Here is a 15,584-nt window from a genome sequence, read left to right on the forward strand (position 1 = left end):
GCCTACGAGCGTTCCCCTGCGTGGAGAGGCGTCACGGTGACCACACTGATGGCCGCCGTGGAGGTGTCGTCGTGCTCGCTGGCGGCATCATCGCCATCCGTCGAAGCGGCATCCTCCGGCTTCGCCGGAGTCTCGGCGTCAGTCGAAGCTACCGCAGGGGCTTCAGCGGCAGGTATCGCTGCCACCGAAACGGCGGGGCCGGCGTCGGGAATTGGCACGACGCTCACCGCAGGCCGGTGCTCGACGGCGGTTGCGGCCTGATGCTCTGCGAGCTCCTTCAGCGCGGCTTCGGCTTCTTCATCGCGGCGCGCCTGCTCCTCGATGTCGTTGGCCAAAGCTTGAAGCATGGACTCGGCTTCCGCGGTCATGCTCTGATGTCCGGCTGCCATGGCCTTGACCAGGTACTGGGCCAACGCGAATTCTGCCAGCAGTGCTGCCCGCCGGAGCAAATGGGCGTCCGGGGTTTCACGGCGGGCCTCGGTGTAATGGGCAAGTACCGATTCCACGAAGGACGTTTCGTTGGAAGCGACGAGCCAGGCGAAATCGTCAGCCGGGTCACCGATCCGCAGATCGGTCCAGCCGGTTACAGCGGTCACGGAGTCGTCCTGGACCATCAGGTTGTCCTCATGCAGATCGCCATGGACCACAGAGGTATTGAACCGCCACAGGGCAACGTCTTCCAAGGCGTGTTCCCATCGGCGCAGCAGCGTGGCAGGGATTTTGCCCGTAGTCGCCGCCTGGTCCAGTTCGTTGAGCTTGCGCTGCCGGAACTCGTTGGCCGAGTAGCTGGGAAGGTCGGCATTGGTGACGAGGGTCAGGGGCAGATCATGGATCGCGGCCAATGCTGCGCCTACCTCCTTGGCCAACGCCGGGCTGCTGGCGGAAAGCTCTTCGATGGACAGCACGGATCCCTGAAGGTGGGCATAGACGAAAGTCGTGAGAGCACCTTGTCGGACGGTGCCGGCAATGGTGGGCACATGAAAGGGCAGCTCAGCGCGGATGGCTGGAGCGAAAGCCCGGAGCACCATGAACTCGGTCTCCAACCGCGTGCTCGCCTCAGGATGGCGCGGCGAACGGACGCGCCAGCGTTTGCCCTCGCCGTCCAGCAGCGACGCTGAGTCGAAGTCGGCGTCGTCGTCGGGGGAATAGGCTGTAGCCGTCGGCGCCAAACCAGGCACCGCCGCAGTTGCTATAGCGGCCAGTTCGAGCGGTGTTCTTCTCACCTCTCCACGGTAGATTGAGTGCGGCCTGTGGCCATGATGCAGTGCGGCGAGTCTCCAGATCTGCAGCAAATCATTAGCGGAAGAGAGCAAAACGGCCGTGTGCTCCGCCTGCGGGCCCTGCTGTCCACATGCGGGGACCCTTTCAAATGTTTTTTGTCGGTGTGAGTCAGTACGGTAGATACATGAGTCATACCGAGTCGCCGGCGCTTGCCAACCACCTGATGGACACTGTTCTTCCCGTCCGCCCTGCCATGGTGGATCGCGGCTCGGTTGTCCGCATGAAGCCGGGCATGGTTGAAGATGCCATCGCCTCCGGTACGGCCAAGGCCATGGTGATTTCCCAGCGCAAGGCGCTGGTCGCTGCCGACGGCCTCTGGTTCGGCGATGCCACTGCGCTTTGGGCAGCCCTTAAAGAGTCCGACGCCGGTGCTGCCGCCATCTATTTGGGGACCACCTTGGCATCGTCGTCGTTGCCTGAGGGCACCCAGGTCCTGCTCTTCACTACCTCCGAGCCCCCGGCCGCAGGCACGGCTACTATCCCTTCGGATGTCCAGTGGGCCGGTTTCCGGGAAGTCGCAGGCAGCCTGGACGCCATGGACACCGCGTTGTTCATTGAGGCCAGTGCCATTTCGAATTGGCATGCAACCCACACGCACTGTCCGCAGTGCGGCAGTCCCACGGACGTCGAGGCCGGCGGATGGGTCCGGCGTTGCCCCAAAGACAACTCGGAACACTATCCGCGGACAGATCCAGCCATCATCGTCACCGTCGTGGGGCCGGATGGTCGGCTCCTTTTGGGTGGCGGGGGACCTGTTGATGCCAGGAACTACTCAACCCTGGCCGGCTTTGTTGAGCCCGGTGAATCACTGGAACAAGCTGTGGTTCGGGAAATCGGGGAAGAAGTGGGTGTGCGTGTCACGGCCTGCCAGTACCTTGGCTCCCAGTCGTGGCCGTTTCCTGCCTCGCTCATGCTGGGCTTCACTGCCACTACGGACGACACCGTTGCCAGGCCCGACGGCGTGGAAGTCACCCGCGCGCGGTGGTTCAGCCGGGACGAGCTGCAGGAAGCCGTGCTCCGTGGCGATATCACCATCTCCACGCGGCTTTCGATTGCACGTTCTTTGATCGAGCACTGGTACGGCGGCGTCATCGAAGACCTCGAGCCGTGACGGAGGGTTTTTTCGACGCCCATGGCTCGCTTGAGGAGCGGATCCTTGGCGGCTTGGATGACGAGCAACGCGAGGTGGCGAGCACCCTGACCGGCCCCATGTGCGTGCTTGCCGGTGCGGGTACGGGAAAGACGCGTGCCATCACCCATCGCATTGCGTACGGGGTCCACTCCGGGGTCTACAGCCCCCAGCGGCTGCTGGCAGTGACTTTCACGGCGCGTGCTGCTGCCGAGATGCGCAGCAGGCTCCGCGACCTTGGCGTGCCGAACGTGCAGGCCCGCACCTTCCATGCGGCCGCACTGCGTCAATTGCAGTTTTTCTGGCCTCAAGCCATCGGCGGTACCCTGCCGAATCTCTTGGACCACAAAGCCAACATGATCGCCGAGGCATCACGTAGGCTCCGCCTCAGCACGGACCGGGCCTCCATCAGGGACCTGGCAGCGGAGATCGAGTGGGCGAAGGTGTCGATGCTGACGCCTGCCAATTACCTGGAAAATGCCCAGGGGCGTGGCACCCCCGGGGGTTTCGACCTTACCGCTGTTTCCCGGGTCTTCCAGGCCTATGAGGACATCAAGACCGACCGCAATGTCATCGATTTCGAGGACGTCCTGCTCATCACCGTGGGGATTCTCCAGGAAGACCCGAAAGTGGCGGCCACTGTTCGTGAGCAGTACCGGCACTTCGTGGTGGATGAATACCAGGACGTTTCGCCGCTTCAGCAACGGCTCCTGGATTTGTGGCTCGGCGGCCGCGACGAATTGTGCGTGGTGGGGGACGCGAGCCAGACCATTTACTCTTTCACGGGAGCTTCGCCCAAGCACCTGCTGGGTTTCAAGGCCCAATTCCCGGAAGCGAACGTGGTCAAGCTCATCCGCGACTACCGGTCTACGCCACAGGTGGTGAAACTGGCCAACGAGCTCCTGGGGTCCCGGCGAAGCGGGGGACCCGTTGCCGATGCTGCGTGGGCGCCGCCCCTCAAGCTCGTCGCCCAACGTCCCGCCGGTCCCGAGCCGCGGTTCATGGAGTGCCCTGATGACGAAGCCGAGGCCGCTGTGGTGGCGGGCCGGATCCAGGAGCTGCTCGACGCCGGCGTCCAGGCGAGTGAAATCGCGATTCTCTTCCGCACCAACGGTCAGTCCGAGGCCTATGAACAGGCGCTGGCCTCGGCCGGCATCGGTTACCAGCTCCGCGGCGGAGAGCGGTTCTTCGCGCGTAAGGAAGTCCGTGACGCCATCCTGCAACTGCGCGCGGCCACCCGGGCCGTGGCGGAGGGACCACAGGAGCCCCTGGGACAGATCGTCCGGGACATTGTCGCGTCCTTGGGTTATACCGATGTCGCCCCGCACAACGGGGGAGCCCTGCGCGAGCGGTGGGAATCATTGGCAGCACTGGTCGCCCTCGCCGACGAGCTCTCCGTCAGCCGCGGTGAGTCCTTCACACTGGCAGAGTTCGTCAATGAGCTCCAGGAACGCTCGGTGGCGCAACACGCCCCCACGGTCCAGGGAGTCACACTCGCTTCCTTGCACTCAGCCAAAGGCCTTGAATGGGACGCCGTTTTCCTGGTGGGCCTCAGCGAAGGTTTGATGCCGATTTCTTTTGCGGACTCACCCGAGGACGTGGACGAGGAACGCAGGCTCCTCTACGTGGGCATCACCCGGGCGCGTGAACATCTGAGCCTGTCATGGTCCACCGCACGTACGCCTGGCGGGAGGGCCAACCGTAAACCCTCGCGGTTCCTCGACGGGCTTCGCCCCGACTCCGCGGCGTCGGCGAACGCGCGCAGCGGGTCCGGTCCGATGCGACGCAAAGCTGCAGCACCGGCGTCGTGCAGGGTGTGCGGCAGCATGCTCGCCACCGGCGCTGAGCGGAAGGTGGGCCGCTGCAATCAGTGCCCTCCTTCCTACGAGGAACAGACCTTCGACGCCCTGCGGCAGTGGCGCAAGGAGGAGGCAAAGTCAGCCGACGTCCCGGCCTACGTGGTGTTTACCGACGCGACCCTGACGGCGATCGCCGAAGCCAAGCCCACGTCCCTTGAGGAACTGGCGGGTTTGGCCGGTATTGGCCCGTCCAAGCTTGAACGCTACGGCGAGGCTGTCTTGGCGGTCCTCGCAGAGAACGCTGTCCTCTGATGGCAGGCGCACGTTCCGGAGATACCGGCGTACCCCGGGTGACCGACGACGGCGCTCCAGTGGTGGTTCGCCGATCTGCCAGACGGCGTCGAACTGTCGCCGCTTTTTGGGAGGACGGCAACGCGGTGGTGGCCATCCCCGCGAGCTTCACCACGTCCCAAGAGCGGGAATGGGTCCGTCGGATGCTGGCAAAGCTCAAGAAGCAGGGTGAGCAGGGATCGGGCAGGAGCAAGCGCCGGCCCGCCACCGATGAGGTACTTGCTGAGCATGCAGCCCATCTTTCACGCACCTACCTTGGCGGACGGGCAGTGCCTACCTCTGTGCGCTGGGTTGGCAACCAGAACACGCGGTGGGGCTCGGCGACTCCCGCGGACGGCAGCATCAGGCTTTCCGACAAGCTCCAGCCCATGCCCCAGTGGGTGATTGACTACGTCCTGGTGCACGAACTGGCGCACCTGCTGGTCGCGGGGCACAACGCCCAATTTTGGTCCCTCGTTGCCGCGTATCCGGAGACCGAGCGCGCCAAAGCCTTCCTAGAAGGAGTGGCCTTCGCTTCGTCGAGGGGACTTACCGGCGGGGACAACGGCCACGCGGACGCTGACGCGGATCACGCCGATTAAAGCGCAACGGCCACCGTTCACGGTGGCCGTTGCGCACTGCTAACGCCTAATTCCTGGGCGGCTGGGGATCGTTGTCATCCGGGCCGGAGCCGTCCGTTGAGGATTCCGGATCTTCAGCATCGCCAGCCTCGTCGTATCCGCCGTTCAGGAGTTTCTGCAGGGCATCGTCAACTTCGCTGTCGCTCGCTTCTGCCAGGCGCCGCCGTTCGGAGAAGCCCTTGGGGTCATCCAGGTCTTCGGCGGTAGGCAGCAGGTCCGGGTGGTGCCAGATGGCATCGCGACCGGCGATGCCGCGCTCTTCCTTCAGGGTGGCCCACAAAGTGGCAGCCTCCCTGAGTCGACGTGGGCGCAACTCCAAGCCCACCAGGGAGGAGAAAGCGTGCTCGGCCGGTCCACCGGTGGCTCGCCGGCGGCGGACGGTCTCGCGCAAGGCAGTCGCGGAAGGCAACACCTTGGCGGTGGCTTCTGCGGTCAGTTCGTCAACCCAACCCTCCACCAAGGCGAGGGCGGTTTCGAGTTTCTCCAGTGCCGCCGTCTGGACCGGAGTCCGTTCCGGGGTGAAGACACCCTGTGACAAAGCGGCCTGGATGCCTTCGGGGTTGCTGGGATCGAGGTCGCGGGCCAAATCCTCGATACGGGACATATCAATGTGGATGCCGCGGGCATAAGCCTCGATGGCGCCCAACAGATGGCCGCGCAACCAAGGGACCTGCACGAACAAGCGGGCATGTGCGGCTTCACGGACGGCCAGGAACAGCCGTACGTCGTTCTCCGGAAGGCTGAGTCCTTCGCCGAATTTGGCGACGTTGGCCGGCAAAAGTGCCATCTCGAGATCGGCCAAGGGCACACCAATGTCAGTTGAGCTGACGACTTCAGCGGACAGCGCTCCAATAGCCTGGCCCAACTGCATTCCGAAGATGGCTCCGCCCATGTTCTGCAACATCGACGAGGCGCCACCCATCATGGACTTCATTTCCTCAGGCATTTGCTGGGTGAGTGCATTGGACAACGCATTGGCAATGCTGTTTGCCACCGGTTCTGTCAGGCGCTTCCAGGTCCCCAGTGTCGCTTCGACCCACTCAGCGCGTGACCAGGCACGCCCGATCAGTCCGGTTGCCGAGAGATCGGTGACGGGATCGAGCCAGAGTTCTGCGAGCCTCAGGGCTTCGTCGATTTCCCGGGCCTGCTGGGCGTTGACCGAGGGGTCGCTGCCAGCTGCGGCTACCCGGCGCGCATTCTCGTGCGCGAGCTGCCAGTTGACGGGACCTTCCGACGTTGAGCTCATCATGGCCTGTACCTGCGCGAACATCTGCTGCAAAAGCTGGGGGTCGTTCGGCAGGCCGGCGGCCTTGGCCAGTTCGGCGGGATCGATGTTGCCCATGCCCTGACCGCCCATGAGGTTCTGCAGCATTTCCGCCAGCGGATCCTTGGGGTTGTCGTCGTCGTTGGACGGGTTGTTGGGGTTGGAAGTCATGGTGCCGCCGATCGTCGAACTGGCTGGTGATCTCTTTCACCGTACCGCGCGGTCGGAACGCTGTCTGCCCGGACCCGGCGTCGTTCGCTGTAGGCAAAGCAGTACAGCAACCCCGCACCGCGTAGTGTTGATGCTTGGTATGTGCTGTCGCCGCCCGCGGGGGCAGCAAGCCACAGGAAACCGGTCAGCCCATGCCGGAAAAAGAGAGGCCTCAATGCTTACTTCGCCCAGCCCCGAGGGCTCCTTCACCTCGCGCCCGAGCCAGGATCAGCGCCAGACGCCCGACGCCGATCCCTCCCAGGTGCCACCGGCACCTGCGCGCGATGGCCGTTACATGATCATGGTGATCTCGGGCCTGCTGGCCTTGGCACTTGGCATCGGGGCGGCGGCGTTGCCTGTCCCTTACGTGATCGAGTCGGCCGGGCCCACGTTCAACACGTTGGGTAAGGACGGCGACAAGCCGGTCATCAGCATCTCCGGCCATGAATCGTTCCCCGCCAAGGGCAACCTGGATCTCACCACCGTCGTCATGACGGGCGGTCCCAAGACTCCCGCGACGATTTTTGATGTTTTCCGGGCCTGGTTGGACAGCTCCAAGGCGGTGTATCCCGAGGAACTCATCTACCCCAAGGGCACCACTGCGGAGCAGACGGTCCAACAGGGCGAGATAGAGATGGAGACCTCCCAGGAGAACGCCGTGGCCGCCGCCCTGCGGCAACTGGACATCCCTTTCGAGCAGCGGCTAAATGTCGCCGGGCTGTCCGACCCGTCGCCGTCGGCCGGCAAAATCAAGGAGGGTGACCGCCTGAAGACCATCAATGGCAAGGCCATCACCTCAATGAGCGTGGTGCAGGCAGAACTTGCCGCCGGCGCCGGAGCCCCGGTCGCCGTCGAGGTGGAGCGCAACGGCGCGTTGGTAACGGAAACTGTCACCCCCACCAAGAACCAGGCCGACCGCTACGTTCTGGGCGTGCTGTTGTCGAGCGACTACACCTTTCCTTTCGATGTCAGCATTTCCTTGGACAACGTAGGAGGACCCAGCGCGGGCATGATGTTCGCTTTGGGAATCGTGGACAACCTGACTCCTGGGGATCTCACGGGTGGCAAGCACGTCGCAGGCACGGGCACCATCACCGCGGACGGTGCGGTGGGAGCGATTGGCGGCATTGCCCAGAAGATGATCGGTGCCCGGCAACACGGCGCCACGATGTTCCTGGCCCCGGCCGCCAATTGTTCAGATGTCGCAGGCCATGTTCCCGATGGTCTTCAGGTGGTCAAAGTCGAAACGCTGGCAGATGCAACCGCCGCAGTGGAGCGGTTGGGGTCCGGGCAGGACACGTCGGGCCTTCCCACCTGCACAAACAACTAGACTGGCGGTGGAACTTAGCTCCACCGCCACTCGTGGCATATATGACGGCCTCCGCCATGGCCCAGCGGCAGAGAATGTCAAGTACTCGCACACCGACTGTTCACTGACACCAATGAGGTACAGAGTTTGTCCCGTCCCGCCAGCACCAACCCGCCCGGAAGATCACCGCTGAGACGAGGTGCCCTGACTCCGACGCTCATTGTCGTGGCCGTGGCCGTCGTCGGGTTCATTTTCTTCGCCAATGTCTGGACTGACGTCCTCTGGTACCAGCAGCTTGGTTTCTTCGAAGTGTATCTTCGGGAAAACCTTGCCAGGATCATCACGTTCCTGGTCGGTTTCGCGATGATGTTCGCGGCCGTTTTCTTCGCCATCAGGATTGCCTACCGGTCACGTCCCGTCTACGCTCCTGATGCGGAGTCGCGGGACAACCTGAACCGCTACCAGGCCCAGCTTGAGCCGGTACGCAGGGTAGTCATGATCGGCTTGCCCATACTGTTCGGGCTCTTCGCCGGCAGCGCGGCCGCCAGCCAGTGGCAGAAAGCCCTGCTGTTCTTCAACCAGCAGCCCTTCGGCCAAACGGACCCGCTGTTCAACCTCGACATCAGCTTCTACCTGATGTCCTTGCCGTTCCTCGGGTTCGTTACCGGTTTCCTGATCAGCATCACCGTGGTGGCCGGCATCGCAGGCATCCTTACGCACTACCTCTATGGCAGCATCCGGCTGATGGAGCGCGGCATCTTTACCAGCCGCGCGGCGCAGATCCACATCGCCGTCACTGGCGCACTCTTCCTGATTCTGTTGGGCGTCAACTTCTGGCTGGACAGGTACACCACGGTCCAGAGCAACTCGGGTCGCTGGGCCGGTGCTCTTTATACGGACGTCAATGCCGTTGTCCCCACCAAGGCAATCCTTGCAGTGGCCGCCGCCTTGGTAGCCATCCTGTTCATTGTTGCTGCGGTGATCGGCCGATGGCGTCTGCCCGTCATTGGGACCGCGATGCTGGTCATCACGGCAATCCTTGCCGGCGGTGTCTACCCGTGGGTTATTCAGCAGTTCCAGGTGCGTCCCTCGGAGAACACCCTCGAGCGCGAGTTCATCAACCGCAACATCAACATGACCCGTTCTGCGTACGGCCTGGACAAGATTGATGTATCCGCCTACAACGCGACGACGACTGCTACAGCAGGTGCCTTGGCCGCGGATGCGCAGACGGCGGCAAACATCAGGCTTCTGGACCCGAACCTCATCTCTTCGGCGTTCGCCCAGCTCGAGCAATTCCGCCCGTACTACCAGTTCCCGCAGACCCTCAACGTGGACCGCTACACGGTGGACGGCAAGGTCCAGGACACCGTGATCGCTGTCCGCGAGCTGAACCCGGATGGCCTGAGCGCCAACCAGCAGACCTGGGTCAACCGCCACATCGTCTACACGCACGGCTATGGCGTTGTAGCGGCGAAGGGCAATAAGTTCACTGCCGATGGCAAGCCGGAGTTCCTGCAGTCCGGGATCCCGTCCAACGGGGTGCTGGGTAACGACACCACCTACGAGCCCCGTATCTACTTCGGCGAAAACTCCCCGGAGTATTCAATTGTCGGTGCCCCGGATGGTGCGCCCAACCGTGAACAGGACCGCCCCGCCAGCCGTGAGGGCGGGGGAGAGACCCAGTACACGTTCAACGGCAATGGCGGACCGAACGTTGGCAACTGGCTGAACCGGATTCTCTACTCCATCAAGTTCCAGTCCTCGGATCTGTTGCTCTCCGACGGTGTCAACGCTGAGTCCCAGATTCTCTACGACCGCAACCCACGCGAACGCGTGGAGAAACTGGCGCCTTACCTCACTGTCGACGGCAATGCCTATCCGGCCGTGGTGGATGGCCGCGTGAAGTGGATCGTCGATGGCTACACCACGAGCCAGTACTTCCCGTACTCACAGCCGCAGCAGCTGCAGAATGCGACAGCCGATTCCCAGACAAGCGCCGGCCGGACGGTGGCCCTGCCGAACAGCTCCGTGAACTACATCAGGAACTCGGTGAAGGCCACCGTTGACGCTTACGACGGTTCGGTAAACCTTTACGCCTGGGACGACCAAGACCCCATCCTGAAGGCATGGCAGAAGGTCTTCCCGACCACCATCAAGCCCTACTCCGAAATGTCCGGCGATCTGATGAGCCACGTCCGTTACCCGGAGGACCTGTTCAAGGTCCAGCGTGAGTTGCTTGGCCGCTACCACGTGACGGACCCTGACAGCTTCTACCAGAACAACGACGCCTGGAGCGTTCCCAATGACCCCACCGTCTCGGAGGCCGTGAAGCAGCCGCCGTTCTACATGTCGCTGCAAATGCCGGACCAGGAAAAGCCCGCCTTCCAGCTGACGTCCTCGTTCATTCCGCAAACCGTGAACGGTAATGCCAGGAACATCCTCTATGGCTTCCTTGCGGCAGATTCGGACGCCGGCAACGTCAAGGGAGTGAAGGCGGACAGCTACGGAAAACTGCGGCTCCTGCAGCTCCCGACAGATACCCAGGTTCCTGGTCCCGGACAGGCCCAGAACAAGTTCAACTCCGACCCCACGGTTTCACAGGCGTTGAACCTCCTGCGCCAGGGTGCCTCGGACGTTTTGAACGGCAACCTGCTTACACTGCCTGTTGGTGGCGGTCTGTTGTACGTCCAGCCGGTTTACCTCAAGTCGACTGGTGAGACGTCGTACCCCACCTTGCAGCGCGTCCTCGTAGCCTTCGGTGACAAGATCGGCTTCGCTCCGACCCTTGACGCGGCCCTGGACCAGTTGTTCGGTGGCAACTCCGGAGCAACCGCGGGGGACTCGGCCAACAACGGCCAGACGCCCGCTACGCCTCCGGGAACGACAACCCCGCCCGCAGGTCCGACCGATGCCAAGGCTGACCTCAAGGCAGCCCTGGATGCGGCAAACAAGGCCATCCAGGACGGGCAGGCAGCCCTGGCCAAGGGTGACTTTGCCGGATACGGCGACCAGCAGAACAAGTTGTCTGAAGCCCTGAAGAAGGCTGTGGACGCTGAGGCCCGACTCGGGACGACCTCGACGCCGACGACCTCGCCGAGCGCGACGCCCACACCGTCGCCCTCGCCGAGCAGCTAAGGCATAAGCCGCCTGAAGGCCGGCACCTGCTCCAATGAGAGCAGGTGCCGGCCTTTTGCGTGGGGGGGAGATGCACATCACGTAGCCAGGATTTGGTCTGACATTCACCGGACGGTAATGTTGTTCTTGCGACGCGGGGTGGAGCAGTTCGGTAGCTCGCTGGGCTCATAACCCAGAGGTCACAGGTTCAAATCCTGTCCCCGCAACTGGAGAAAAGGTCCGGATCAGTATTCACTGATCCGGACCTTTTGTTTCCCCAAAGCTTCCCTCTCTCACATCCCACCCGCTTGGGCGCCTCCCTCTCTCACATCCCACCCACTTGGGCGCCTCCCTCTCTCACATCCCACCCCACGACGGCTTGCTGTGATCTCCGGCACCTTGGGCGCTGTTTGGTCGGGAGCACCCCCTCGCGTGCGGTAGAGTTGTTCCTGCGACGCGGGGTGGAGCAGTTCGGTAGCTCGCTGGGCTCATAACCCAGAGGTCACAGGTTCAAATCCTGTCCCCGCAACTGGAGAAAAGATCCGGATCAGTACAACTGGTCCGGATCTTTTGCTTAACCTGTAACGCAAAATGTCGCTGGAGACGCGGTGCTAGCATCGATTCCGGATTCGCTGAAGCAGGAAGATTTCGATGGGACGGCCCAATGGTCAATGACGACACCAATCCAAGCCTGGACCGCCAGATACTTCAGCGGGACAGTCCTGTCGCGGTCTATCAGCAAGTGGCCGATGTGCTGACGGACTTGGTGGGCCGCTTGGAACCGGGTTCCCGCATTCCTACCGAGGAAGCCCTCATGGACGAGTACGGCATCAGCCGAACGACAGTGCGGAAGGCCATCGAGACTCTCGTGGTCAAGGGACTCCTGGTCCGAAGGCAAGGAAAGGGCACATTTGTGATGGCGCAGCGTCCCGTGAAGATGCTGAACCGTCTGGCTCCGTTCATGGAGACTTTTACCGCGGCCGGGATGAAGACCGTCAAGGGCCTTATTGAATACAAATGGATGGAAAAGGACAAAACGGTTCCGGCCAAGCTGGTTTCCGATGACAACCTTGTCCTGGTCATTCGGCGTTCCTACTCCAGCGCCGGCTGGCCTTACGCCATAGCTGAAATCTTCATTCCCTCGCACATCGGACGCCACATCAGCCTGGCCGACGCGGAACGGAACTCGATCTACCAGGTCATCCAGGACCGGACCTTGAAGCCCCTGCACCGCGCCGAGATCACTGTCACCATGCACGCACCTCCCGAGCACCTGGCTGATGCCCTGAATGTTCGGGGATTCGCCATGGTGCCCCGACTGGAACGGACCACCTTGGGGCCCCATGGGGAGGTCCTGGAGTGCACTGTGACCTACTTCCACCCGAAGGGATTCGAGATTCGCGCGGAAGTGGCAACGGACGCCAGCCCAAGCCAGGAAACCCATTCCGACCCCGCTGGCCAGATAGTCAGGACTTAAGGCGGAAGTGGGCAGGATCCGAATGGATCCTGCCCACTTCCGTTGGCAACATACGGGGTCTAAGCCCCAAGGCCGATGTCAGAGCTTGTCGAAGTCAGCTTCGTCAACGGTCGCTTCGGAGGAAGCAGGGGCGCCTGCTCCAATGGCGGGCTTGGAGCCGCCGGACTTCAGGGCTGCAAGGCGGGCCTCAATCTCCGTCTGCTCACCGAGGTCCTCCAACTGGTTGAACTGGGCGTCCAGACTTGAGGCAGCCAACTCCTGCTGGCCAAGTACCTTGGCCTCTTCGCGACGGATCTTCTCTTCAAAACGGCCCACTTCGCTGGTGGGATCCATGATGTCGATGCTCTTAAGGGCGTCGTGGACCTGGGACTGTGCGGCAGCGGTCTTGGAGCGGGCCACCAGTTCGTTGCGCTTGGCCGTCAGCTGGTTGAGCTTGTTCTTCATCTGATCGAGGCCGGCCTTGAGCTTTTCCACGACCTCCGTCTGGGAGGCGATGCTCGGCTCTGCTGTGCGGGCTTCGGATTCGGCGGTCATCTGGCGCTGAATGGCAACCTTGGCCAGGTTGTCGAACTTCTGTGCGTCCGCGGCATCGCCGGCCGCACGGTACTCATCGGCCTTCCTGGACGCCGCGAGGGCCTTGTTGCCCCAGTCCTGGGCGTTCTTGATGTCCTCGTTGTAGTCAGCCTGCAGCATGCGAAGGTTGCCAATGGTCTGTGCAACGGCGGACTCGGCCTCGGCAATGTTGTTCGTGTAGTCGCGGACCATCTGGTCCAGCATTTTCTGCGGGTCCTCTGCCTGGTCGAGCAAGGCGTTGATGTTGGCCTTTGCCAGCTGTGAGATCCGACCGAAAATGGACTGCTTAACCATGGTGTTGCCTTTCGTCCTGCTCAGTGATGCTCACTGAAATCAGTGATCAGTTGTTGTACCGCTCCTATGCGGGGCACGGACCCCGCTTAGTATCTAGGGTCTAGAAGTCGCCGCCGCCACCGCCGTCGCCGCCCCAGCCGCCGCCGTCGAATCCGCCGCCGGAATCGCCTCCGCCGCCGAAGAAGCCGCCGTCACCGCCGCCGTCGTTGTGGCCACCGCCCCAGCCGCCTCCGCCGCCGTTGAGGATGGAGTTGATGAGGATTCCGCCGAGGATGGCGCCGCCGAGCCCGCCGCCACCACCTCCGCCGCCAAACATGCCGCCGCGGCCGTAGCCTTGGTTGGCGTAGCCGAACTGGTCGACGTCGGACTGCGCGAGCTGGGCCGCCTGCGCGGCGAGTGAGTGTGCCTGCTGGGCGTAGGTCAGCGCAGTCACGGGATCATTCCGGGAGATCGAGAGGGCATAGTCGAGATTGCGCTGGGCTTCGGCCAGCCTGGTCCGGGCGTCGGTGCCCACACCGCCGCGGCGCGCGGTGATGTAGTCCGACGTGGCGCTGATCTGGGCCTGTGCGGCCATGATGGTCTGCTGCAGGGACGCCTGCGCGCGCCGGGCCTGCTCTTGCTGATCGCGGATGCCCGACAGGGACTGATCGAGCGCCTGGTGGGCCGACTCAACGCGGCTCAGGGTGGCGATGGGGTCGATCTTTCCGCTCTGGATTTCGTTTTTCACCTGTCCCAGGGCGGCTTCCACTCCGGCCACCGGACCGGCAAGTTCGGGGTGCTGCCCGGACTGGATCATGGCCCGTGCCTGGGCGAGATCCTGGCTGGTTTCGGCGACAGCGCCGTCGAGGGCGGTACGCGCTTCATCCAGGCTGCCGGCCGTCTTGGAGATCGCCTCAATCAAGATGTTGGTTTGGTGGAGGCTTTCCTCTGCCGCGCGAACGGCCACCGCGGCCATGCTGTTCTCGCCGGAGCTCAGCTTTTCCTGTGCAGTGGCCGCTGCGTTCCGGACAAAGGCGAGGCGTTCCTTGGCCTGCAGAATGTTGTCGGAGACCTGGGTAAGTGCAGACTCGGCGTATTTGGCGCGAAGTCCTTCAAGCGATTGCTCCGCGCTGGCGATTTTTGCGTCAGCTTCCTGCGCTCCAGCGGCTACTGCCGAGAGAGCCTGCGGGGCGTTCTTTTCCAATTCGCGCAGGGAATCGAAATCCGCCTTCTGATCGCGCAGTGAGGAGAGTGCGGCTTCAGAGCGCCGGATGATCTCGCCGAGCCAGCTGCGCTGCTGTTCTTCCGTATCCGGAATATGGTCATCGAGCTGTTGCTGCAGCTTGAAGGACTCGGTCATGTGACCCTTGGCCTCTTCCAAGGCCTTGGTGAAGTTACCGACCGCCGCATCGCCGTATTGCGCCTGCGCAAAACCCAGTTCCTGCTCGCTGGACCTGATGGCGTCATCGGCTTCGATCAGCAGGGATCCGCTCTTCTGCCGCAGTTCGGGAATGCTCATCCCTGCGAGGGGGTCCAGTTGTTCGCCCTGCGGCCCGTAGCCGGCACTGACTTCCTTGGTACCGGCCTTTTTGCGCCGGTTCCGGAGGTAGAGGTAGGTGCCCGCACCGCCGGCCGCTACGACGCCGACGCCAACCAGAACGCCTACGCCGGCACTGCCGTTGGGAACAGTTCCGCTGCCGCCGCCAGCGGCATCGCCAATGGCTGCAGCTGCGTCAATGGCAGCTTGGGCGTAGTTGCCTGCCCGGAGTTGGGGATCGATGGCCTTGCTGGTGATGTTGTCCCGTTGGGCGTTGGTGATCTTGCTGTTGGTGGGCTTGCTCAGCTGGTACTGCCGCGTTTCCGTCGCAACGGCGAGGACGAGTGCGTTTGAACCCAATTGCGCCTTCTCGGCTACGTCCTGGGTCCATTGAACGCGATCGGTCGGGTTCTCGAACCGCTTGACGAAGACAGCGTGCAAGGTCATCGCATGGTCCTTGCCGAGCTTCTGGATGGCTTCTTCAACTTTGGCCTTGTCGCCGCCAAGAACGCCCGCGGAGTCCACGATTTTTGTGGTGGGGTCGAGTGTCACGGGGCTCTCCGCCCAAGCCGCGCCGGCCGGGAGGGCCAACAATCCAGCCACGCCAATGACAGCGAGTACGCGTTTAACTATTGACCGCATGT

The 15,584-nt window shown here is 62.9% G+C and carries 10 protein-coding genes and 2 tRNA genes; 8 read left to right on the forward strand and 4 right to left on the reverse strand.

The features are described from left to right. Window positions 1-2 precede the first annotated feature (2 nt). Window positions 3-1,223 (reverse strand): macrolide 2'-phosphotransferase, encoded by a 1,221-nt coding sequence (locus FDP28_RS05640; protein ID WP_144659746.1) that lies wholly within the window; start codon window positions 1,221-1,223, stop codon window positions 3-5. Window positions 1,224-1,405: 182 nt separating this feature from the next. On the opposite strand from FDP28_RS05640, the gene nudC reads away from it, so the two are divergent. Genes nudC through FDP28_RS05655 form a run of 3 tightly spaced genes read left to right on the forward strand, consistent with a single transcriptional unit; the run spans window position 1,406 to window position 5,141 of the window. Further along, a complete protein-coding gene (gene nudC / locus FDP28_RS05645) occupies window positions 1,406-2,392 on the forward strand; it encodes an NAD(+) diphosphatase (protein ID WP_144659747.1) in 987 nt (328 codons plus the stop codon). Then, window positions 2,389-4,521 carry an ATP-dependent DNA helicase UvrD2 gene (locus FDP28_RS05650; RefSeq protein ID WP_144659748.1) on the forward strand — a complete coding sequence of 711 codons (2,133 nt, stop codon included), beginning with the start codon at window positions 2,389-2,391 and terminating at the stop codon, window positions 4,519-4,521. The genes nudC and FDP28_RS05650 overlap by 4 nt, the downstream gene beginning before the upstream one ends. Further along, the gene (locus FDP28_RS05655; protein WP_144659749.1) at window positions 4,521-5,141 is read left to right on the forward strand and encodes a M48 metallopeptidase family protein; all 621 of its coding nucleotides are present in this window, start codon (window positions 4,521-4,523) and stop codon (window positions 5,139-5,141) included. The genes FDP28_RS05650 and FDP28_RS05655 overlap by 1 nt, the downstream gene beginning before the upstream one ends. A 46-nt stretch (window positions 5,142-5,187) precedes the next feature. On the opposite strand, the gene FDP28_RS05660 is transcribed toward FDP28_RS05655, so the two are convergent. Then, window positions 5,188-6,615, reverse strand: coding sequence for a zinc-dependent metalloprotease (locus FDP28_RS05660; protein ID WP_144659750.1), 1,428 nt, complete (start codon window positions 6,613-6,615; stop codon window positions 5,188-5,190). Window positions 6,616-6,829: 214 nt separating this feature from the next. On the opposite strand from FDP28_RS05660, the gene FDP28_RS05665 reads away from it, so the two are divergent. The 5 genes from FDP28_RS05665 to FDP28_RS05685 all read left to right on the forward strand — a co-directional run bounded on the left by FDP28_RS05665 (window position 6,830) and on the right by FDP28_RS05685 (window position 12,557). After that, entirely contained in the window at window positions 6,830-7,984 is a 1,155-nt protein-coding gene (locus FDP28_RS05665) for a YlbL family protein (RefSeq protein ID WP_144659751.1), read from the forward strand. Window positions 7,985-8,110: 126 nt separating this feature from the next. Next, window positions 8,111-11,101 carry a UPF0182 family membrane protein gene (locus FDP28_RS05670; RefSeq protein WP_144659752.1) on the forward strand — a complete coding sequence of 997 codons (2,991 nt, stop codon included), beginning with the start codon at window positions 8,111-8,113 and terminating at the stop codon, window positions 11,099-11,101. 132 nt (window positions 11,102-11,233) lie between these two features. Beyond that, window positions 11,234-11,307: transfer RNA gene (locus FDP28_RS05675), tRNA-Met, on the forward strand. A gap of 228 nt (window positions 11,308-11,535) precedes the next feature. Next, window positions 11,536-11,609: transfer RNA gene (locus FDP28_RS05680), tRNA-Met, on the forward strand. A 135-nt stretch (window positions 11,610-11,744) separates the two neighbouring features. Further along, window positions 11,745-12,557 carry a GntR family transcriptional regulator gene (locus FDP28_RS05685; RefSeq protein ID WP_144659753.1) on the forward strand — a complete coding sequence of 271 codons (813 nt, stop codon included), beginning with the start codon at window positions 11,745-11,747 and terminating at the stop codon, window positions 12,555-12,557. Between the two features lie 78 nt (window positions 12,558-12,635). Here the strand turns inward: FDP28_RS05685 and FDP28_RS05690 are convergent, their stop codons facing one another. Next, complete coding sequence (locus FDP28_RS05690; RefSeq protein ID WP_144659754.1) at window positions 12,636-13,424, reverse strand: PspA/IM30 family protein; 789 nt, start codon at window positions 13,422-13,424, stop codon at window positions 12,636-12,638. 100 nt (window positions 13,425-13,524) lie between these two features. Next, a complete protein-coding gene (locus FDP28_RS05695; protein WP_186313520.1) occupies window positions 13,525-15,582 on the reverse strand; it encodes a TPM domain-containing protein in 2,058 nt (685 codons plus the stop codon). Window positions 15,583-15,584 lie beyond the last annotated feature (2 nt).

Source organism: Paenarthrobacter nicotinovorans, assembly GCF_007670255.1.
GTDB lineage: Bacteria > Actinomycetota > Actinomycetes > Actinomycetales > Micrococcaceae > Arthrobacter > Arthrobacter nicotinovorans_B.

Bases quoted from the DNA above. Each gene is read 5' to 3' on its own strand.
- nudC (WP_144659747.1), top strand. From the start codon at position 1,406: ATGAGTCATACCGAGTCGCCGGCGCTTGCCAACCACCTGATGGACACT.
- FDP28_RS05655 (WP_144659749.1), top strand. From the start codon at position 4,521: ATGGCAGGCGCACGTTCCGGAGATACCGGCGTACCCCGGGTGACCGAC.
- FDP28_RS05660 (WP_144659750.1), bottom strand. From the start codon at position 6,615: ATGACTTCCAACCCCAACAACCCGTCCAACGACGACGACAACCCCAAG.
- FDP28_RS05665 (WP_144659751.1), top strand. From the start codon at position 6,830: ATGCTTACTTCGCCCAGCCCCGAGGGCTCCTTCACCTCGCGCCCGAGC.
- FDP28_RS05685 (WP_144659753.1), top strand. From the start codon at position 11,745: ATGGTCAATGACGACACCAATCCAAGCCTGGACCGCCAGATACTTCAG.
- FDP28_RS05690 (WP_144659754.1), bottom strand. From the start codon at position 13,424: ATGGTTAAGCAGTCCATTTTCGGTCGGATCTCACAGCTGGCAAAGGCC.
- FDP28_RS05695 (WP_186313520.1), bottom strand. From the start codon at position 15,582: ATGCGGTCAATAGTTAAACGCGTACTCGCTGTCATTGGCGTGGCTGGA.